18 protein-coding genes are annotated in these 19,020 nt (G+C 69.0%); 7 read left to right on the top strand and 11 right to left on the bottom strand.

Annotation, left to right across the window (positions count from 1 at the left end):
- Positions 1-294: 294 nt before the first annotated feature.
- Positions 295-1,707 carry an SPFH domain-containing protein gene (locus NAM01S_RS33045; protein WP_067793179.1) on the bottom strand — a complete coding sequence of 471 codons (1,413 nt, stop codon included), beginning with the start codon at positions 1,705-1,707 and terminating at the stop codon, positions 295-297.
- A 214-nt stretch (positions 1,708-1,921) separates the two neighbouring features.
- Between NAM01S_RS33045 and NAM01S_RS33050 the strand changes: the two genes are divergently transcribed.
- Positions 1,922-4,177 carry an MMPL family transporter gene (locus NAM01S_RS33050; protein WP_067793191.1) on the top strand — a complete coding sequence of 752 codons (2,256 nt, stop codon included), beginning with the start codon at positions 1,922-1,924 and terminating at the stop codon, positions 4,175-4,177.
- Here NAM01S_RS33050 and NAM01S_RS33055 read toward each other — a convergent pair.
- Together NAM01S_RS33055 and NAM01S_RS33060 are read right to left on the bottom strand one after the other, a co-directional pair.
- On the bottom strand, positions 4,146-4,778 hold the full coding sequence (locus tag NAM01S_RS33055; protein ID WP_067793193.1) for a TetR/AcrR family transcriptional regulator: 633 nt from the start codon (positions 4,776-4,778) through the stop codon (positions 4,146-4,148). The genes NAM01S_RS33050 and NAM01S_RS33055 overlap by 32 nt on opposite strands.
- Entirely contained in the window at positions 4,775-5,473 is a 699-nt protein-coding gene (locus tag NAM01S_RS33060; protein WP_067793195.1) for a TetR/AcrR family transcriptional regulator, read from the bottom strand. Before NAM01S_RS33060 ends, NAM01S_RS33055 begins: the two co-directional genes overlap by 4 nt.
- A gap of 89 nt (positions 5,474-5,562) precedes the next feature.
- Between NAM01S_RS33060 and NAM01S_RS33065 the strand changes: the two genes are divergently transcribed.
- The gene (locus tag NAM01S_RS33065; RefSeq protein WP_067793342.1) at positions 5,563-6,243 is read left to right on the top strand and encodes an NAD(P)-dependent oxidoreductase; all 681 of its coding nucleotides are present in this window, start codon (positions 5,563-5,565) and stop codon (positions 6,241-6,243) included.
- Positions 6,244-6,316: 73 nt separating this feature from the next.
- On the opposite strand, the gene rpsA is transcribed toward NAM01S_RS33065, so the two are convergent.
- On the bottom strand, positions 6,317-7,783 hold the full coding sequence (rpsA, locus tag NAM01S_RS33070; RefSeq protein WP_067793196.1) for a 30S ribosomal protein S1: 1,467 nt from the start codon (positions 7,781-7,783) through the stop codon (positions 6,317-6,319).
- 313 nt (positions 7,784-8,096) lie between these two features.
- Between rpsA and NAM01S_RS33075 the strand changes: the two genes are divergently transcribed.
- Both NAM01S_RS33075 and NAM01S_RS33080 read left to right on the top strand, forming a co-directional pair.
- Complete coding sequence (locus NAM01S_RS33075) at positions 8,097-8,951, top strand: class I SAM-dependent methyltransferase (protein WP_067793197.1); 855 nt, start codon at positions 8,097-8,099, stop codon at positions 8,949-8,951.
- 35 nt (positions 8,952-8,986) lie between these two features.
- The gene (locus NAM01S_RS33080; protein WP_067793198.1) at positions 8,987-10,033 is read left to right on the top strand and encodes a helix-turn-helix transcriptional regulator; all 1,047 of its coding nucleotides are present in this window, start codon (positions 8,987-8,989) and stop codon (positions 10,031-10,033) included.
- A 4-nt stretch (positions 10,034-10,037) separates the two neighbouring features.
- Here the strand turns inward: NAM01S_RS33080 and NAM01S_RS35905 are convergent, their stop codons facing one another.
- Entirely contained in the window at positions 10,038-10,622 is a 585-nt protein-coding gene (locus NAM01S_RS35905; protein WP_067793200.1) for a TetR family transcriptional regulator, read from the bottom strand.
- Positions 10,623-10,665: 43 nt separating this feature from the next.
- Between NAM01S_RS35905 and NAM01S_RS33090 the strand changes: the two genes are divergently transcribed.
- Positions 10,666-11,562 carry an SDR family NAD(P)-dependent oxidoreductase gene (locus NAM01S_RS33090; protein WP_067793202.1) on the top strand — a complete coding sequence of 299 codons (897 nt, stop codon included), beginning with the start codon at positions 10,666-10,668 and terminating at the stop codon, positions 11,560-11,562.
- A 72-nt stretch (positions 11,563-11,634) separates the two neighbouring features.
- On the opposite strand, the gene NAM01S_RS35585 is transcribed toward NAM01S_RS33090, so the two are convergent.
- The 3 genes from NAM01S_RS35585 to NAM01S_RS33100 form a co-directional block, all read right to left on the bottom strand.
- Positions 11,635-11,811, bottom strand: coding sequence for a type II toxin-antitoxin system antitoxin (locus NAM01S_RS35585; protein WP_143861600.1), 177 nt, complete (start codon positions 11,809-11,811; stop codon positions 11,635-11,637).
- Between the two features lie 9 nt (positions 11,812-11,820).
- Positions 11,821-12,705: an SPFH domain-containing protein gene (locus NAM01S_RS33095; RefSeq protein ID WP_067793204.1), complete on the bottom strand. Its 885-nt coding sequence runs from the start codon at positions 12,703-12,705 to the stop codon at positions 11,821-11,823.
- A 166-nt stretch (positions 12,706-12,871) separates the two neighbouring features.
- Complete coding sequence (locus NAM01S_RS33100) at positions 12,872-14,245, bottom strand: FAD-binding oxidoreductase (RefSeq protein WP_067793206.1); 1,374 nt, start codon at positions 14,243-14,245, stop codon at positions 12,872-12,874.
- Positions 14,246-14,316: 71 nt separating this feature from the next.
- Here NAM01S_RS33100 and NAM01S_RS33105 point away from each other — a divergent pair, with 71 nt between their 5' ends.
- The gene (locus tag NAM01S_RS33105) at positions 14,317-15,246 is read left to right on the top strand and encodes a LysR family transcriptional regulator (RefSeq protein WP_067793208.1); all 930 of its coding nucleotides are present in this window, start codon (positions 14,317-14,319) and stop codon (positions 15,244-15,246) included.
- Between the two features lie 304 nt (positions 15,247-15,550).
- Positions 15,551-16,087, top strand: a complete 537-nt coding sequence (locus tag NAM01S_RS33110; RefSeq protein ID WP_067793209.1) for a DUF8020 domain-containing protein — start codon at positions 15,551-15,553, stop codon at positions 16,085-16,087.
- 149 nt (positions 16,088-16,236) lie between these two features.
- Here NAM01S_RS33110 and NAM01S_RS33115 read toward each other — a convergent pair whose 3' ends face one another.
- Genes NAM01S_RS33115 through NAM01S_RS33125 form a run of 3 tightly spaced genes read right to left on the bottom strand, consistent with a single transcriptional unit; the run spans position 16,237 to position 18,911 of the window.
- The gene (locus NAM01S_RS33115; protein WP_067793344.1) at positions 16,237-16,989 is read right to left on the bottom strand and encodes an amino acid ABC transporter ATP-binding protein; all 753 of its coding nucleotides are present in this window, start codon (positions 16,987-16,989) and stop codon (positions 16,237-16,239) included.
- A gap of 38 nt (positions 16,990-17,027) precedes the next feature.
- Entirely contained in the window at positions 17,028-17,987 is a 960-nt protein-coding gene (locus NAM01S_RS33120; RefSeq protein WP_067793212.1) for an amino acid ABC transporter permease, read from the bottom strand.
- A gap of 3 nt (positions 17,988-17,990) precedes the next feature.
- Complete coding sequence (locus NAM01S_RS33125; protein ID WP_067793214.1) at positions 17,991-18,911, bottom strand: ABC transporter substrate-binding protein; 921 nt, start codon at positions 18,909-18,911, stop codon at positions 17,991-17,993.
- Positions 18,912-19,020 lie beyond the last annotated feature (109 nt).

Here is a 19,020-nt window from a genome sequence, read left to right on the forward strand (position 1 = left end):
GTGTCGCGTCACCCCCGGGGCCGGATAGCACGGCGGCCCGGTCCTCGCCCGCGTCACCCGGAGCCGTCTGCACTTCACACACACGAGCTGGGCGTTCCGTGTCGCGGCACCCGCAGGCGAAACAGAACTCGGTCTACGCGCGTGCCACCCGGAATCGTCGGCCCGCGGCAGGTGCCGCGCAAGTGTGTCGAAGTAGCGCTCGGTCGACCAGGATCGGCACTCGCGGGCGGGAAATTCCGTACTCCCCCGGCCCTAGGCGGCGGACGAGACCGAGTGGAATGACGGCAACGCAGGTCAGTCCGCTGGCGAATTCCCCGACGCCCGGCGCGCCGACCACGCGTCGATCACGCCGTTCAGCTGGGCGACCACCGTCGCGAGCCCCGACAGATCACCGCCGATCTGGTACGAGCGCAGTTCGGCGGGCGCGGGCAGTTTGGCGACGATCTCGGGCAGGTTGGCGACCAGGGTGGCCTGGATGTTGGCGTCGTTCTGCGCGTTGGCGGTGGCGACGCGTTCCCGCTCGCGCTGCACGACGAGCAGCTCGCCCTCGTGTTCGGCGCGCTGCCGCGCCGCCGTCAGCGCCAGCTCGCCGTCCACTTCCACGCGGCGCAGCTCTTGGCGCAGGCGCAGGTTCTCGAGCAGCTCGGCGTGCTGTTCGCGTTCCAGCCGCACGGCGTGCAGTGCGGTCTGCTGCGCGAGTTCGGCGACCGCGCGCTTGTCGTCGTGTTCGCGGGTGGTGCGCCGCATCCGCTCCGCGGTCTCGCGGTCGAAGCGCGCCGCCTCGTTGCGGTCGCGCAGCTGCGCGAGTTCGCGCTCGTTCTCGATGCGCCGTTCCTCGCTCGACCGCTGCGCGGCCGCCTCCCTGGCCGAGATCGCTTCCTGCGCGGTGAGTTCCGCCAGCCGCGCGACCTGATTCTGTTCGGTGCGGTAGGGCTTCTGCAGGTTCTCCCACAGCGTCGAGGAACTGACCACCGCCTCCTTGATCTGCACGGTGACGATCCGCAGTCCGAGGCCGCGATCACCGCCGCCGGTCTGCGCCTCGCCGCTGCCTTCGGCGACCGCGCGCAACCGGGCGGTGAGCTCCTCGATGATGGGCTGCTTGTCGCTGAGCACGTCGCGCACGCCCATCGTGGACACCTTGTCCTTGATGGCGGCCTCGGCCTGCTCCCGCAGCTGAATGTTGACCAGTCGCATGGGATCTTCGGCGTCGGAGAAGTCGAGCTTGCGGTACGCGGTGCCGAAATCCTCGATGATCCATTGCACGTAGCCCTGCACCAGCACGCCCTGCAGCTCCCGGCAGATGCAGTAGGCGTTGATCAGGATGGTCTGCATCGCGCCCGGCACCACGAGATAGGAGTCGGTGGCCGGGTTGTACCGGAACGACACACCGAGCCCGATGTGCAGCGGTTCCGCGCGCCCGCGCCTGGTGTGCACCACGAAGGCGTTGGGCGGCACCAGCACCGTGCGCCACCGCCAGAAGCCGGTGACCCGCACCTCGACCGGTCCCGCGCCCTGCCCATGAACGCTCTGGCCGACCCGGTCGGCCCGCTTCGCCAGCGCGCTGCGCGGCTGTAGCGGAGCGCCGGGCGCCTGCGGCGCGGGCGCCCCCACGGCCGGAGGCTTGCGCGTGCGCAGATCGTCCTCCAGCGCCGCCTGCTGCGCGACGACCTGATCGAGATAGGTGTTCTTACCCGGATTACTCCCCATGGCCGCGCACACTACCGGCGAATCCCCCCGCCCCCAACACTTTTCGTTCTACGCACGGCGCGGATCTCGAGGTCTCGAAGCCAGACTTGCTCCAGGGAGCCGGTAGGTGACGTGAGGTCCGCCACACCTGGTAGTCACTTGCAGAAAACGGGAAACCCGCCCTAGGCTGACCGAGAAACCTGATAGTGACTATCAGGTACTGACAGGAGGGGCCATGTCGCTACCGACCCTGACCAAGGAGCCCGGCCAACGACCCGTCCCGCCGCCGCGACTGCGCGCGCTCGGACGCTGGGGCGCGGCCATGGCCCGGTACCGCCGGATCGTCCTCGGCGTCTGGCTGCTGCTCGCGGTGCTCGGCGGCGCCGCCTATCCGCTGCTGCACGATCGGCTCGGCGCGCCCGACTACACCGTGCCGGGTTCGGCCTCCAGCGAGGTGGACAGCCTTGCGGCGCAACACTTCCCGCAGTTCGGCGCGGAACAGGACCTGCTCGTCTTCCACTCGGCGCGGTTCACCGCCGACGCCCCCGAGTTCCGCGCCGCGATCGACCGCGCGCTCGTCGCCGCGCGCGAGACCGCGGGCGTCACCGGTGCGCTCGGACCGTTCCAGGGCAACGCCGCCGCGCAGATCTCCCCCGACCGGCACACCGCGTTCGGCATCGTCGGCTTGGCGGGCGACATGTCCGAGCGGGTCGCGGTCGCCACCCGGTTGCAGGCGGCCGTCACCGCGATCTCCGACGCCGACGTCCGCGTCGCGGTCACCGGCTACGGCCCGGCCCAAGCCGATCTGATGGACATCGAGACCGCCGATATGCAGCGCGCCGAGACCATCGGTCTGCCCGTGGCGGCCGCGGTGCTCGTCCTCGCGCTCGGCGCGTTGGCGGCCGCGACGCTGCCGATCACGGTGAGCGCAGCGGGCATCGCGGCGGCCGTGGGCGCGCTGTTCGGCCTGACCACCTTCCTGACCTTCGACTCGCTGGTGCTCTCCGTCGCGACCATGATCGCCACCGGCACCGCGATCGACTACGCCATGTTCATCGTCAGCCGGTTCAACGAGGAACTGACCAGACGCGGGGTGCGCGACCGCTCGGCGCGCGCGGAGATCGACCGCGCGGTCGCCGTCGCGCTGGACACCACCGGCCGGACGGTGCTCGCCTCCGGACTCATCGTGCTGATCTCGCTGTGCTCGCTTGCCGTGGTCGGCCTGCCGATGCTCGACGGGGTCGCGATCGGCGTGGTGACCGCCGTGCTGGCTACGTTGTCCGCGGCCGTCACGCTGCTGCCCGCGCTGCTTGCGACGCTCGGACCGGCCGTGAACCGGGGCGCGCTGCCCGCGCGATTGCGTCCCGCGGAGACCCGCTCGACGGTGGCGTCGAGCGCTTGGGCGCGCTGGGCGCACACCGTCATGCGCAGACCGGTAATGTTCGGCCTGCTCGGCGTCGCCGTGCTGGCCGTGGCCGCCGCGCCGATCACCGGCATCCGGTACGGCATCGACATGGGTCTCGATTCGCTCGGCGACCGGCCGAGCGGCCAGGCGACCCAACTGGTACGGGACAACTTCGGCCCCGGCCTGCTCGCTCCGCTCGCGGTACTCGCGACCGGGCCCGACGACGGGCCGCTGCCGAGCGCGGCGCAAACGCGGGTGCACGAGTTCGCCGACGAGCTGTCCGACGATCCGCGCGTGGCCACGGTGTTTCCCCAGCAGTCGGCGGGACGGATCATGATCACGGTGGTGCCGCGGGAGTCCTTCGACTCCACCAGTGTCGCCGAACTCACCGACGACATCCGTTCCCGCGCCGGCGAATTCGAGGGCGCGCGGTTGCGCGTCGGCGGCACGCCCGCGACCTTCGCCGAAGTGTCCGAACGGATCACCGCCCGCTTCCCGTGGGTGATCGCCCTGGTGCTGTCGGTCTCGCTGGCTTTCCTGATCCTGGCGTTCCGCAGTATCGTGCTCGCGGTCAAGGCCATTCTGCTGAATCTGCTCGCCACCGGCGCGGCGCTGGGGATCACCGTGGGTGTGTTCCAGTACGGCGTCGGCGAATCCGTGCTCGGCTTCCAGAGCACCGGCTTCCTCCAGGTGTATCTGCCGATGCTGGTGTTCGCGGTGCTCTTCGGTCTCTCGATGGACTACGAGGTCTTCCTGATCCGCCGCATGAAGGAGGCGTGGGACCGCGGCAACGACAACGCCGCCGCGGTCGCCGAGGGATTGCAGCGCACGGCACGCCCGATCACCGCCGCCGCGGCCATCATGGTCGCCGTGTTCGCCAGCTTCGTGACCGCGGAAGTATTGGAGCTCAAGCAGATCGGGCTCGCGCTGGCGGTCGCCATCACCATCGACGCGCTCGTCGTGCGACTGATCCTGGTGCCCGCGTTCATGCGGCTGTTCGGCCGGTGGAACTGGTGGCTGCCGCGGTGGCCCGCCAAGGCCGAAAACGCTACCGTCAGCGGACGATCAGCTCCAGCGCGTCGATGATGGATCCCACCGCCTCGGTGTAGACCTCGCTCAGCGGCTCGGCGAAATCCCTTCCTGCCCAATGGTCCAGCGCCGCGACACCGCCCCAGATGGCGGTGGAGGCGGCCATCCGGACCTTCAGGTCGTTGGGGTCGCGCCCGCAGCGTTCGGCGAACAGCTGACCGAACTGTTTCTCCAGTTCGCGCATCTGCCTGGTCTGGCCGTCCCGCACCTCGGGAAAGGCGCGCACGTAGCGCAGCCTGCGCGCGATGCGGTGTTCGGAGTCCGGGGTGATCAGTGCCGCGATCATCACCGGCACCAGCGGCCGCGCCACCGCGAGAAGCGCTGCGGGATCGAGGGTTTCGCCGTCGCCCGCGGTGCGCAGCACCTCGAGCAGGTGCGGATCCGCCTCGTCGTAGAGGACAAGCATCTCCTTGGTGCCGAAGTAGCGGTAGATGGAGCTGGGTGAAACGCCCGCTTCGGCCGCCACCCGCTCGACGGTCACCTCGCGATATCCGTACTCGTCGAACAGATCCAGCGCGACCCGCTGAATCCGGCTCATCGCCTCGACCTTCCTGCGTTCCCAGAGGGTGGCGGGGAACCTCCGGTGTGTCGCCGTCACAGGCCCACCGCCCGCACCAGATCGAGCATCTCGATGTGGAAAAGCTTTGCCGGGTCCTGCGATTGGGGCCGCAGGTGGCCGTACACCTCTAGCGCGATCGGGCCGTGCATGCGGCCCCACATCCGCAGCGCCAGCGCCAGCGCGGCCGGGGGTAGGTCGGGAAAGTCGGCGCGCACGTGCTCGACCAAGTCCGGGTCGAAGTCCGACCACGTCGAATCGCCGAGGGATTGCGTCGCGGCGGCGCGCGGCCAAGCGGCGGCGGCCAGGCCGACGAGTCCGTCGCAGGCACGCAGCTCCGCCGTGCGCGCCGGGCCCTCCGGCGGCGGCTGGTAACCGCGCACGGGATCGCCGTAGATCAACCGGAACCCTTCGGGATTCGCGACGGCCCATTCCCGGACGGCCTCGCCCCAAGCGATGATGCGCCCGCCGGGGTCGTCCTCGGGGACGGCGTCCCGCGCGGCCTCCAGCCGGTCGATCAGTCCGGTGTAGACGTCGGAGATGAGGGTGGTGATCAGCTCGTCGCGGGTGGCGAAGTAGCCGTACAGCGCGCCCGCGGTCATGCCCATCTCGCGCGCGATGGCGCGGAGCGAGATCGCGTCCGGACCGCCCTCGGCGAGCAGTCGCCGCGCGATGGCCTTGATCTCCTCCGTCGCCTCCGCACGCAAACGTTCCCTGCGACTCTGCACCTCGACCACGGTTGACACTCTACAGCGTGCGACTACTATCACCCGTGTCGTTACTGAACGGCGTGTAGTAAACGAACAGCGTTTAGAGGATGGCTATCGTGAAGATCGGAATTTTCGGCGCGAGCGGCGTGATCGGTGCCCGCGTGGTCGAGGAGGCGCGCCGACGCGGCCACGAGGTGACCGCTTTCGCGCGCGACTCCGCGCGCTTCCCCGCCGACCAGGGCGAGGTGCGCTGGCGGGTGGCGGACTGGCTGGACACCGACAGCATCGACGCGGCCATCGCGGGCCTGGACGTGGTAATCAGCGCGGTGAACGCCGGGCACGGCATCGCCGACACCATCGCCAACGCGAGCGCCTTCGTCACCGGCGCGCACGCGATGGTCGGCGCGCTGGAGCGGCACCCGGACATCCGGCTCATCGCCGTCGGCGGCGGGGGCAGCCTGGAGGTCGCGCCGGGACGCCAACTCGTCGACACCGGAACCGAATTCACGCGCATTCTCACCGAGGACCTCGGCGTACCCGCCGAATACCGCGACGTGGTGCTGGCGCTGCGGGACGCGCTGAACGTCTACCGCGTCTCCAACCGCAACTGGACCTACCTGAGCCCGTCGTCGGGTTTGGTCCAGCCCGGTGCCCGCACCGGCCGCTACCGCGTCGGCGGCGATCAACTTCTGATCGCCGACGCCGACATCTCCGCCGAGGACTTGGCCGTCGCCCTTCTCGACGAAGCCGAGAACCCCCGCTTCCCGCAGCGCCGCTTCACCGTCGCCGCCGCCTGACCGCGGGCCACCCCGAACAGGGCGAAGGCCCCGGTCCGTGTGGACCGGGGCCTTCGCGTGTGCTCTACCCGAATCAGGCGTTGCCGGAGAGCTTCTCCCGCAGTGCCGCCAGCTGGGCGTCGCTGGCCAGCGACCCGCCGGCGGGCTCGGCCTGGCTGGAGGAGGACTGCGCACCGCTCTCGGAGGAGTAGTTCGACGCGCCGCCACCGTTCGCGGCCTCGGCCGCGGCGTCGGCCGCCATCTTCTCCATCTGCGCGGTGTGCATCTTGTGGCGACGCTCCGCCTCGGCGTAGCGGCCTTCCCACTCCTCGCGCTGCTTGTCGAAGCCCTCGAGCCATTCGTTGGTCTCGGGGTCGAAGCCCTCGGGGAAGATGTAGTTGCCCTGCTCGTCGTAGCTGTCGGCCATGCCGTACTTCGACGGGTCGAACTCGGCGTGGTAGTCCTCGTTCGCCTGCTTCAGCGACAGCGAGATCCGGCGACGCTCCAGGTCGATGTCGATGACCTTGACCATCGCGTCGTCGCCGACCGCGACGACCTGGTCCGGCACCTCGACGTGGCGCTCGGCCAGCTCGGAGATGTGCACCAGGCCCTCGATGCCCTCTTCGACGCGCACGAACGCACCGAACGGAACCAGCTTGGTGACCTTGCCCGGCACGATCTGGCCGATCGCGTGGGTGCGGGCGAACTGACGCCACGGGTCTTCCTGGGTCGCCTTGAGCGACAGCGAGACACGCTCGCGGTCCAGGTCGACGTCGAGAACCTCGACGGTGACCTCGTTGCCGACCTCGACGACCTCGGACGGGTGGTCGATGTGCTTCCAGGACAGCTCGGAGACGTGCACCAGACCGTCCACACCGCCGAGATCGACGAAGGCGCCGAAGTTGACGATCGAGGAGACCACACCCTTGCGGACCTGGCCCTTCTGCAGCTGGTGCAGGAACTCGGAACGCACCTCGGACTGGGTCTGCTCCAGCCAAGCGCGGCGGGACAGGACCACGTTGTTGCGGTTCTTGTCCAGCTCGATGATCTTGGCCTCGATCTCCTTGCCGACGTACGGCTGGAGGTCGCGGACGCGACGCATCTCGACGAGCGAGGCGGGCAGGAAGCCGCGCAGGCCGATGTCGAGGATCAGGCCGCCCTTGACGACCTCGATGACGGTGCCCTTGACGGCCTCGTCCTTCTCCTTGAGCTCCTCGATGGTGCCCCACGCACGCTCGTACTGCGCCCGCTTCTTCGACAGGATCAGGCGGCCTTCCTTGTCCTCCTTGGTGAGAACGAGGGCCTCGACCTCATCGCCCACGGAAACGACCTCGTTCGGGTCGACATCGTGCTTGATGGAGAGTTCACGGGAGGGGATGACGCCTTCGGTCTTGTAACCGATGTCGAGCAGAACCTCGTCGCGATCGACCTTGACGATGGTTCCTTCGACGATGTCGCCGTCGTTGAAGTACTTGATCGTGGCGTCGATGGCGGCGAGGAAGTCCTCGGCGGAGCCGATGTCGTTGACGGCTACCTGCGGCGAGGTGACGGTGGTGGGCATGTGTCGGTTTGCTCCGGACGGATTGTGGTCGGTTGCGGACATTGGAACTTTCGGTACGCTGCGAAATCACCGCGACGATGCGACGACGGACACAGAGGAACGTACCGCACTCATCCACTTGTGAAACTCAGCACGGGCGCTCTGTTATTTCAGTACGCTGATACGTCGGTAGATCGTTACTTCGGTACACCGGTACGTCGGTACAGCAGACACTCGCGCGTTCAGCGTACGCGACCTTGGTCCGCACGGGCAAACCGGTCCGCACGCCACGCCGGAGCGGTTCCGGCGCGCCGCGATCGTTAAGCTCACGCGCGTGTCGGAAGATCGCCATGCCCAAGCGAACGCGCTGCTCGGAACCACCGGAACCGCACGGACCCGGCTGAGTTCGGCCGACAGTCAACGCGCGAGCAGGCGCTGGTGGGACGCCGACGCCGACCAGTATCACCAGACACACGCCGATTTCCTCGGCGTGGACTCCCCCGGCGGCGAGTTCGTGTGGTGCCCCGAGGGGCTGCACGAGGGCGATATGCACTTCCTCGGCGAGGACCTGGCAGGCAAGCGCGTCCTCGAGATCGGCTGCGGCTCCGCGCCGTGCGCGCGCTGGCTGGCCGGGCAGGGCGCACTGCCGGTCGGTCTCGATCTGTCGATGGGCATGCTGGAGCGCGGGCTTGCCGCGATGGCGCACGGCGGTCCCCGGGTTCCGCTGGTGCAGGCGGGAGCCGAGGCGCTGCCGTTCGCGGACGAATCCTTCGATCTGGCCTGTTCGGCGTTCGGCGCGGTGCCGTTCGTCGCCGATTCCGCGCTGCTGATGCGTGAGGTGGCCAGGGTGCTGCGGCCAGGCGGGCGCTGGGTGTTCTCGGTGAACCACCCGATGCGCTGGATCTTCCCCGACGATCCAGGCCCGGCCGGTCTCACCGCGTCCATTCCCTATTTCGATCGCACCCCTTATGTAGAGGTCGACGCCGACGGCGCGGCGACCTACGTCGAGCACCACCGCACCATCGGTGATCGGGTCCGCGAGATCGTCGCCGCGGGATTGACGCTGCTCGACATCGTCGAACCCGACTGGCCGGAATGGCTGGACCGGGAGTGGGGCCAGTGGAGCCCGCTGCGCGGCGAACTCTTCCCCGGCACGGCCATCTTCGTCTCGGAGAAGCCCGGACCCTGACACAGAGCCAGGGGATCTCGACCTAGACTTGGCCGGTGCCCAGTGCGCGAGATCTTCTCGATCGCGTCGAGCGCCACTGCCGAGCCGACCAGACGGCGAAGCGGCTGCGCGAAGTGGTGCTCGCCGATCTCCGCGCGGCCGTCTCCTTCGACGGGTACGTCTTCATGCTCACCGATCCGGCCACCAGGGTCGGGACGTCGCCGCTGGCCGACCTGCTCGGTCTGCCCTGGTCACGGCTGCCGGAGCTGATCCGTCTGCGGTACATGACCGAGTTCACCCGCTGGAGCGATCTGCTCGACAGGAGTACCGCGGCGACGTCCTTGCGCACCGCCACCGGCGGCGACCCCGCGCGCTCGCGGGTGTGGCGCGAGGTGCTGCGCGATCTCGGCGTCTTCGACACCGCGACGGTGGTGTTCGGCGACCGCTACGGATGCTGGGGATTCCTCGAGCTGCTGCGCAAGACCCCGCGTGCGTTCGGCCCGACCCAGCTCACCACCCTGGCCGCGCTGGCGGCGCCGATCACGCGCGGGCTGCGCGCCGCGCTCGGCCGCACCTTCGTCGCGGAGGCGGGCGGACCCGTCCCCGCCGAACCCGCGGTCGTCACGCTCGGGCCCGACCTGCGGATGCGTGGCCAGACCCCGGCCGCCGCCGCGGGGCTGCTCCGGCTGAATCCACCGCAGGAGGCCATGCCGCCGATCCCGAACTCGGTCTACAACGTGGGCGCCGCGCTGCTGGCCGCCGAGCTCGGCACACCCGTCGGTCCGCCGACATCGCGCGTCCATCTGGGCGGCGCCCGCTGGCTGACGGTGCGCGCGGACCGGCTCGGGGATCAGGACATCGCGGTCTCGATGGCGCCGAGCACCACCGCAGAGCGCCTGGATCTGTTCGCGCGGGCACACGCGCTCACCCCGCGCGAGAACGAGGTGCTCACCCTGCTCGCCACCGGCCGCGAAACCCGCCGCCCGGCAAGCGATTCGGGACTGCGCGAGCAGGCGATGAACGATCACGTGAAGGCGATTCTGGCCAAGTGCGGCGTGCACACCCGGCAGGGACTGCTGTCGCGAGCCCTCGGAATCACCTGAGCCGTCAGCTGGTGGCGCCGAGTTCGGCGACCAATGCGGTGCGTGCTGCGGCGACGTGGTCGGCCAGATTCCCTCCGCTGCGCAACCAGATCTCGAAGCCTGCGAAGAAGCAGGACATGCCGACCTTGGCCCAGAGCAGCGGGCGGACGTCGGCGGCGGGGTCGACGCCCATCTGCTGGGCAAGGTGGGCGGTGAGCATGGCTTCGATGGCACCACGCTTGGCGAGGTCGCGGGCTTGCAGCGCGGGGTTGGCGGCGATCAGGGCGTGACGGGTGCGCAACTCGTCGAGCCGGTCGGCGAAGTGCGCCACCATCGGTCCGATGACGGCGCCCAGCGTCGTCTCCGGATCCTCGCCCGCCGGGCGCTCGGCGAGCAGCCGGGCGAGTTCGGCGCGGTGCTCGTCGTCCTCGGCGAAGAGCAGCTCGTCCTTGCCGCTGTAGTACCGATGCAGGGTCCGGGTGCCCACCTCGGCCGCGGCGGCGATGTCGGCGATGGTCACCGCCTCGAACCCGCGCTCGGCGAACAACCGCAACGCCGCGTCGGCGATCGCGCGCCGGGTGCGTTCCTTCTTCCGATCACGCAACGACATGGAAGCATTGTCACGCATGGCAGAAAGTGGCACACTATGCCATATGACAACAAGTGACAGGACCGTGGTGATCACCGGCGGCACAAGCGGACTCGGCCGCGAATGCGCCAGGGTGCTGGCCGCCGATCCGCACTGGACCGTGGTGGTGACCGGCCGGGACGCGGCGCGCGCCGCACGGGAAGCGGCCGAACTCGGCGCCGAGGGCATGCCCCTGGATCTGGGCTCACTGGCGTCGGTGCGCGATTTCGCGGCCGAACTGCGCGAGGCCGGGCTGCCGCCGCTGCGCGGCGTGGTCTGCAACGCCGGGCTGCAATTCACCCGCCGCGCCTACACCGCCGACGGTGTCGAGGCCACCTTCGGCGTCAACCATCTCGGCCACCTCGCGCTGGTGAACGCGCTGCGCGAGGATCTTGTCGCGCCCGCGCGGATCGTCTTCGTCACCTCGGGCACACACGATCCGCGCCGCGTCACCGGTATGCCGCATCCGCTGACCGCCACGGCGCGCGAACTCGCCCACCCGCCCGCCGCGACGGAGGCCGCGCACCGCGACGGCCGCCGCCGCTACAGCACCTCGAAGCTGGCCAACTTGCAGACCGCCTACGAGCTGGCGCGCAGGCTCGGCGATCAGGGCATCACGGTGAACGCCTTCGACCCCGGCCTGATGCCGGGCACCGGATTGGCCAGAGACGCAAGCCGGTTCACGCGAACACTGTGGGAGACGGCGGCCAAGGCCCTCGTGCTGTTGCCCGGTGTCAACACACCCGCCCGCTCCGGCGCCGATCTCGCCAGGTTGATCACCGACCCGGCGCTGGCCGCCACCACCGGCCGCCATTTCGTCGGGCGCGCCGACCGTCCGTCCTCCGCGGCCTCCTACGATCGCGAGGCGCAGCGGGCGCTCTACGACGACAGCGTTGCCCTGATCGCGGAGCTCGCTCGCTGATCGTCCCGCGAAACACGAAGCAGCGCCTCCCGACGGGGAAGGCGCTGCGTCCGTTCGGTTTCCGGCGTCCAACTAGTCGTCCGTGGAGTTCCCCTTGGACTTCGGTTTGCGGCCCGCCTGTTCGAGCGCAAGGCGCAGGGCGTATTCGATCTGTGCGTTGATGCTGCGCAGGTCGTCGGCCGCCCACTTGGCCAGGGCTTCGTGGACGGCCGGGTCGAGGCGCAGCAACAGTTTCTTGCGTTCGACCATGGGCCCGGCTCAGCTGTAGAGCGATCCGGCGTTGACCACGGGCTGGGTCGCGCGATCGCCGCACAGCACCACCAGCAGGTTGGACACCATCGCGGCCCGGCGTTCCTCGTCGAGCTCGACGACGCCCTGCTCGGTCAGGCGGTCGAGCGCCAGGCCCACCATGCCGACCGCGCCCTCCACGATGTGCGTGCGCGCGGCGACCACCTGCGCGGCCTGCTGGCGAACCAGCATGGCCTGGGCGATCTCCGGCGCGTAGGCGAGGTGGGTGATCCTGGCCTCCAGCACCTCGATGCCCGCCATCTCGGTGCGGTCGCGCAGTTCGACGGTCAGTTCCTCGGCCACCTCGGCGCCGTCGCGCAAGCTGGTGCGTCCGGCGTCGTGCGCGTCGTACGGATGGGTGGTGGCCAGATGCCGGACGGCGGCCTCGGACTGGGTCTCCACGTACTCCTCGTAGTCGTCGACGGCGAACGCGGCCTTGAAGCTGTCCACCACCCGGTAGACGACCACCGCGGCGATCTCCACCGGGTTGCCGTCGGCGTCGTTGACCTTCAGCTTCTGCGTCTCGAAGTTACGGACCCGCAGCGAGATGCTCTTGCGGTCGGTCAGCGGCACCACCGAGAAGAAGCCGGGCTCGCTCACCGAGCCGATGTAGCGGCCGAAGAACTGCACCACCTTCGCCTCGTTCGGGTTGACGATCACCAACCCGGTGGCCAGCAGCGCGAGCACCACCACGACGACGGTGGCCGCGATCGCCGCGATCAGCGCGGGCATGTTCCCGTCCTTGGCCGCCGCGACGTACCCCAAAGCGGCCGCGCCGCCGAAGAAGAGGGTCAGCACCAACCAGGCCAACAGCACCAGAAAGCCGTTGACGTGGAATGCGGGCCTGAGCTTCATGACATCCTCCCGGTATCAGAGTGATATCACGAAGATAGCATGCGGCCGCCGAGCGGCCAATTGGCGACCAGCCGCCGAGCCGATCGGCGCCGGGCCGCCGAGCAGCCAATCGGCGACCAGCCGCCGAGCAGCCAATCCGCGATCGGCTGCCCGGCGCATCCGACGCTCAGGCCGCTGGGCGGATGTTGCGGTTGAAGCGGAACATGTTGCGCGGGTCGTACTTCGCCTTCAGCGCCGCGAGCCGCGCGTAGGTCTCCGGCGCGTAGCCCGCACGGGTCTGCGCGTCGTCCGCACCGTCGCCCGCGCCGTAGAGGAAGGCCAGACTGTGGCCGATCGTCCACGGCGCAAGCACCTTTCGAATCGCACCGTGCTCGTCGGGCACGGCGGCCCCCGAGTCGGGCGATGGCATGTTGATCACCCGGACGACGTAGGCGGCCTCGCGCCGGTCCACGGCGACACCCGCGGAGCCCGGCTTGCCGAGCGCGCCACCGAGGTGGCGGATGTCGACCACGGCCGGAATCGCACCGCCGGGACCGGTGGCCGCGGTGAGCGCGGCAAGCGCTTCCTCGGGGAGCTCGCCGAGCACGGCATTGGTCGCGGCGTAGGCGTGCGGATGGTCCGGATCGCTGTGGATGGTGTGCGATTCGGTGTAGGGCAGCTCGCGCAGACCGTCGCGCAGTCGCGCCCCGACCGCGCGCAGCGGCGCGACAAGGCGCTCACCTTCGGCCGCCGGTCCGTCGAACGCGATCCGGATCGAGGCAACATAGCGGCCGCGCAGCGACTCGGGCACCTGCGGGATGTCGGGGTAGGTCAGCGTGGCGACGGTCGAGGTCAACTCGTCGGGCACCGTCGCGGTCCACTGCCGCCAGGCTTCCAACGCGGCCGCGGCCAAGGGCGTGTCGAACACCAGCTGCCCGCCGTAGACCGTCCGCACCGGAACCAGGTCGAGCTCCAGCGCCGTCACCACACCGAAATTGCCGCCGCTGCCGAGCACCGCGCCGAACAGTTCGTCGCCGGGGCGCAGCGTGCGCATCCGGCCGTCCGCGGTGACCAGTTCGATCATCCGCACGTGATCGGCGGCGTAGCCGAATTTCCTGGCCAGCAGGCCCAGTCCGCCGCCGAGCATGTAGCCGACCACGCCGACCGACGGCGATGAGCCGTTCAGCGGGGCCAGCCCGAACTCCGCAGCCGCCTCGACCAGCGCGCCCGCTCGCACGCCCGCGGCGACCCGCGCGGTCTTCGCCTCGGGATCGATCCGAAGATTGGTCATCCGCGCCGTGCTGATCAGCACCCCGCCATCGGCGGCCACCGACAGCCCGTGCCCGGTAGCCTGCACGGCGACCGGAAGCCCTTGGCGCGCAGCGTATTCCACCGCGGCCCGGACGTCTTCGGCGTGTGCCGCGGCCACCACGAGCGCGGGCCGGTGGGTGTAGGCGGTCTGGAAGCCGGCGATCTCCGCCTCGTAGCCGGGTTCGCCCGGCCGGAACACCTGGCCGGTGAAGGCGGGGAAATCGGTGGTCTGCGTCGCGTTGTCTGTCATGCCTTCGACGATGCTCGGGTCCCAGCAAGAAGTACAACAGATGGTTTCTATCGATCCTAGAATCGACAGTTATGGAACTGCGCCACCTGCGCTACCTCGTCGCCGTCGCCGAGGAAGCCAACTTCACCCGCGCCGCCGCGCGCCTGCACCTGGCCCAGCCCGGCCTGAGCGCCCAGATCCGGCAATTCGAGCGGGAACTCGGCCAGCCGCTGCTGGACCGCGGCGGGCGCACGGTGACGCTCACCGAAGTCGGCGCTGCCGTGTTGCCGCACGCCAAAGCAGCTTTGGCCGCGGCGCAGCGCATCGCGGACACGGTGGACGAGTTCACCGGCCTGTTGCGCGGTCACGTCCGCGTCGGACTCATCTCCGGGGCCGCCCCCGAGGAATTCGACGTCGCGGCGGTGCTCGCGGATTTCCACGACGACCACCCGAAGGTCGCCATCAGCCTCACCGAGGACACCTCCGAACGCATGCTCGCCGCGCTCGGCCGCGGCGAACTCGACATCGCCCTGGTCGGCCTGAGCGGCGCGGAGCTCGATCCCGGGCTCGGCAAGCAGGTCGTGCTGGACACCGCGGTGGTCGCCGCCGTCGCCGCCGACGACTGGGACCACGGCGCGAGCATCCCGCTCGCCGCGCTGCGCGACCAGCCGGTGATCTGCCTGCCCGCGGGCACCGGCCTGCGCGGCGTCTTCGAACGCGCCTGCGCCGCGGCCGGATTCGAGCCGCGGGTGGCGTTCGAGGCGGCCGCGCCGCCCCTGCTGCTGCGGCTGGCCGCGCGCGGGCTCGGCGTGGCCGTGGTGCCCGCGCTCACCGCGGCGGAGGCCGCCGCGCACGGGGTGCGGACGCTGCCGATCGTCGAGCCGGAACTGCGCGGGCAACTCGCCATCGTCTGGCGCACCGACCATCCGGCGGCGCCCGCCACCAAAGTCCTCCTCGGCCAACTTCGAATCGCGCTTGGCGACCGTTCCGGCGACCGACGACAAATATCCGAAGAATACTGACGAGTAATTTTCACCAGGCCCGTCGCACCACCCGAACGAGTGGCGAGCCCGCCAATCCTCCGGCACTATCGACAGCACAACTCACTCCGATCCGCGCTTGCATCGACACTGGTCAACGCACTTGTCAGGGCAAGTTGAATCTCGAATTGCCAGAATTCACCGTCAGCGGTAAACAAACCCGGAATCGGCCCCGAAAGCGCTGGTAACCCCTGGACCAAAGTAATTCAAAGGAGCATCATATTCCTTATCCGGTGCCGTTCGTCGGGGGAACGTCAAAGGAACAGGCAAGGATGATTGGAGTCCAATGTTTATCAAGAAATTGGTGGCTACCGCCTTCATGGCCATTGCGGCCACCGGTATAGCCACCGCTACCGGACACGGGGAGGCCGGTCTGGCAGACGTCAGCTTCAGCGGCACGGACGGCGCGGTCGGCTACACGACGACACTCGCGGCCGATCATTCGAGCGCGTTGGTGAACCTCACTTCCGGCAAGTTCGCCATCACGCCCGACGCGGTCACGGTCCTCGCGGACGACGGCTCGGTAGTCGGCGCTATCCCGACGACGTTCGGGCAGTTCGCCGTCGCACCCGTGGTCAACGCCGCGGGCACCCAGCTGTCGCTGACACCGATCGGCGGGCCGACGACCGAGGCGGTCAACTCGCAAGATCTGCCCGGCGTGCAGCAGGCCTGGGGGCCGTTCTCGATCGTCGTCGGCGCTGCTATCGGCTGCGCGATCGGCTTCGCGATCGGCATCTGGTTCTTCCTGGTCGGAGCCATCCCCGGATGCGTCATCGGCGCAGCGGTCGGCGCCACCCTCGGCTTCTTCTCACCATGGCCGTGATAGGTCGCCGAGCGAAGTAACCGACAACAACGACATGCGGGCCGGACGTCCCTCGGACGCCCGGCCCACTGCTGTCGCCATCCGGCGCGACCGCTACGAGGACACTCGGAGCGACCGCGACGAGAACACCGCGACCGCGATCGGAACACTCAGAGCAACCGCGACAGGAACGCCTTCGTCCGTTCGTGTTTCGGGTCGCCGAGCACCTCACGCGGCGCACCCGCCTCCACCACCACGCCGCCGTCCATGAACACCAGCTGGTCGGCGACCTCGCGGGCGAAGCCCATCTCGTGCGTCACCACCACCATGGTCATGCCGCTCTCGGCGAGTTCGCGCATCACCTGCAGCACCTCGCCGACCAGCTCCGGATCCAGCGCCGAGGTCGGCTCGTCGAAGAGCATCAGCTTCGGATCCATGGCCAGTGCCCTGGCGATCGCCACGCGCTGCTGCTGGCCGCCGGACAGCTGGGCCGGATAGGCGTTGGCCTTGTCGCCCATGCCCACCCGATCGAGCAGCTCGTGCGCGCGGGCCACGGCGTCGGCCTTACGCACCTTCTTCACCTGCGTCGGCGCCTCGATGATGTTCTCCAGCGCGGTCCGGTGCGGGAACAGGTTGAAGTGCTGGAACACCATGCCGATGTCGCGGCGCTGCTTGGCCGCCTCGCGCGGGTGCAGTTCGTAGAGCTTGTCGCCCTTCTGCCGGTAGCCGACGAGCTCGCCGTCCACGTACAGCCTGCCCGCGTTCACCTGCTCGAGGTGATTGATACAGCGCAGGAAGGTGGACTTGCCGGAACCGGATGGTCCGATCAGGCACAACACCTCACCGCGCGCCACCTCCAGCGAAATGCCCTTGAGCACCTGCAGCGCGCCGAAGTTCTTGCAGACCCGGTCGGCGACGATCATCCGCGGCGCGGCCTGCTCGTCCTTGTCCATGGAAACCGTCATTTCGCCTTCACCACGCTCTGCGCGTCGGCCAGTTCCTGCAACTGCTTGGCGGTGAGCTGCCGGGACGCGCCGCGCGAGTAGTACCGCTCCAGATAGAACTGGCCGACCATCAGCACGCTGGTGATGGCCAGATACCAGGTCGCCGTGACGAGCAGCAGCGGGATCGGCTGGAAGTTCACGCCGTAGATGTCGCGGGCCCGCCCGAACAGGTCGGTGCTGAGCGGGATCGCGGTCACCAGCGAGGTGGTCTTCAGCATGCCGATGAGTTCGTTGCCGGTCGGCGGGATGATCACCCGCATGGCCTGCGGCAGCACGGTGCGCCGCATGGTCTGGGTCCAGGACATGCCGAGCGCGATCGACGCCTCGCGCTGCCCCTCGCCCACCGAGTTGATGCCCGCGCGGACGATCTCGGCCATGTACGCGGCCTCGTTCAGACCGAGACCGATCACCGCGAAGGTGAACGCGGCCTGCAACTCCTGCACGTCGAGTTCGAAGAACTGCGGCCCGAACGGCACGCCGAGATGGATCTGCTGATACAGCGAGGGCACCAGACCCCAGAACACCAGCTGCACGAAAATCGGTGTGCCACGGAAGATCCAGAGATACACCCACGCCGTCGATCGCAGCACCGGGTTGGGCGACAGGCGCATCACCGCGAGCACCGTGCCGAGGACGATCGCGATGGCCATCGCCAGCACGGTCAGCTCCAGGGTGACGACCGCGCCCGCGACGATGCGGCTGTCGAACAGGTACTTCCAGTAGGTGCCCCACTGGTAGGCCTCATTGGTGGCGGCGCCGTAGACGAACAGCCCGAGCAGCACCAGGATGACGGCGGCGGCGATCCATCGCCCCGGCCTGCGCAGCGGAACCGCTTTGATCGGTTCGGGCTCGGACGGCGCCGGGATACCGCCGGGCCCGGGATCGCCGGGCACGACGGTGGTGTCGGTGTCGGACATCGGTCAGCTCACGGCCCCGTTGATCACCGACTCGGTGATCGCGCCGTCCTGCACGCCCCAGTTCTCGGTGATCTGCTTGTACTGACCGTTCTTGATCAGGTGGTTGACCGCGGCCTGCAGCACCTTGGCCAGCGGCGAGCCCTTCGGCACCGCCCAGCCGTAGGGCGCGGAGTCGAACACGGGGCCGGCGGTCTCGATCTTGCCGTTGCTCTGCTTGATGGCGTAGGCGGTCACCGGGGAGTCGGCCGACATCGCGTCGACCTGGCCGAGCACCAGCGCGTTGGTCGCGGCGCTCTGCTCGTCGAACGGCTTGATGTCGATGGCGGGCTTGCCCTCGGCGACGCACTTGGCGCTCTTGGCGGGCACCTCGTCGGTGTGCTCGACGGTGGTGGCCTGCACCGCGACCTTCTTGCCGCAGGCGTTGTTCGGGTCGATCGGCTTGCCGGTCTGCTGGGCCCACTGGATGCCAGCGCTGAAGTAGGTGGTGAAGTCGACCTGCTGCTCGCGTTCCTTCGAGTCGGTGATCGAGGACATGCCGACGTCGTAGGTGCCCGCCTGGATCGCCGGAATGATCTTCTCGAAGGCCGACTCCACATACTCGGCCTCGATACCCAGTACGGAGGTGACCGCGTCCATCAGGTCCACGTCGAAGCCGACGATCTTGCCGCTGGCGTCCTTGTACTCGTTGGGCTGATAGGGCACGTTCACGCCGATGACCAGCTTGCCGGACTGCTTGATCTTGTCGGGCAGTTGATCGGCGATTTCGGTGACCTTGTCCACCTGCACCTTGGAGACCGCCGGTCCGGTGTCTTCGGTATTGGTGGTACAGCCCGCGAGAACGAGTGCGGCGCCGGTGAGCGCGCACATCGCTCGCAGGGCCCGCCTGCCAGGCTTGGATCGATCAGACACAGCAGCCCTCCACATTTCGGTTACAAGAAACCCGGGTGTCACCACCCGTTTGGCAATCTAAGCGACCGAGACGTTTCGTGCTGGACAGTAATGGAATTCCACATCGGGTCGTTGCGGACTCCAT

It is taken from the genome of Nocardia amikacinitolerans NBRC 108937 (assembly GCF_001612615.1).
In the GTDB taxonomy this organism is placed as follows: Bacteria; Actinomycetota; Actinomycetes; order Mycobacteriales; family Mycobacteriaceae; genus Nocardia; species Nocardia amikacinitolerans.

Coding starts and splice junctions, on each gene's coding strand:
- NAM01S_RS33105 (WP_067793208.1), top strand. CDS start 14,317: ATGGAACTGCGCCACCTGCGCTACCTCGTCGCCGTCGCCGAGGAAGCC.
- rpsA (WP_067793196.1), bottom strand. CDS start 7,783: ATGCCCACCACCGTCACCTCGCCGCAGGTAGCCGTCAACGACATCGGC.
- NAM01S_RS33090 (WP_067793202.1), top strand. CDS start 10,666: ATGACAACAAGTGACAGGACCGTGGTGATCACCGGCGGCACAAGCGGA.
- NAM01S_RS35905 (WP_067793200.1), bottom strand. CDS start 10,622: ATGTCGTTGCGTGATCGGAAGAAGGAACGCACCCGGCGCGCGATCGCC.
- NAM01S_RS33045 (WP_067793179.1), bottom strand. CDS start 1,707: ATGGGGAGTAATCCGGGTAAGAACACCTATCTCGATCAGGTCGTCGCG.
- NAM01S_RS33125 (WP_067793214.1), bottom strand. CDS start 18,911: ATGTGGAGGGCTGCTGTGTCTGATCGATCCAAGCCTGGCAGGCGGGCC.
- NAM01S_RS33120 (WP_067793212.1), bottom strand. CDS start 17,987: ATGTCCGACACCGACACCACCGTCGTGCCCGGCGATCCCGGGCCCGGC.
- NAM01S_RS33095 (WP_067793204.1), bottom strand. CDS start 12,705: ATGAAGCTCAGGCCCGCATTCCACGTCAACGGCTTTCTGGTGCTGTTG.
- NAM01S_RS33115 (WP_067793344.1), bottom strand. CDS start 16,989: ATGATCGTCGCCGACCGGGTCTGCAAGAACTTCGGCGCGCTGCAGGTG.
- NAM01S_RS33050 (WP_067793191.1), top strand. CDS start 1,922: ATGTCGCTACCGACCCTGACCAAGGAGCCCGGCCAACGACCCGTCCCG.
- NAM01S_RS33110 (WP_067793209.1), top strand. CDS start 15,551: ATGTTTATCAAGAAATTGGTGGCTACCGCCTTCATGGCCATTGCGGCC.
- NAM01S_RS35585 (WP_143861600.1), bottom strand. CDS start 11,811: ATGGTCGAACGCAAGAAACTGTTGCTGCGCCTCGACCCGGCCGTCCAC.
- NAM01S_RS33100 (WP_067793206.1), bottom strand. CDS start 14,245: ATGACAGACAACGCGACGCAGACCACCGATTTCCCCGCCTTCACCGGC.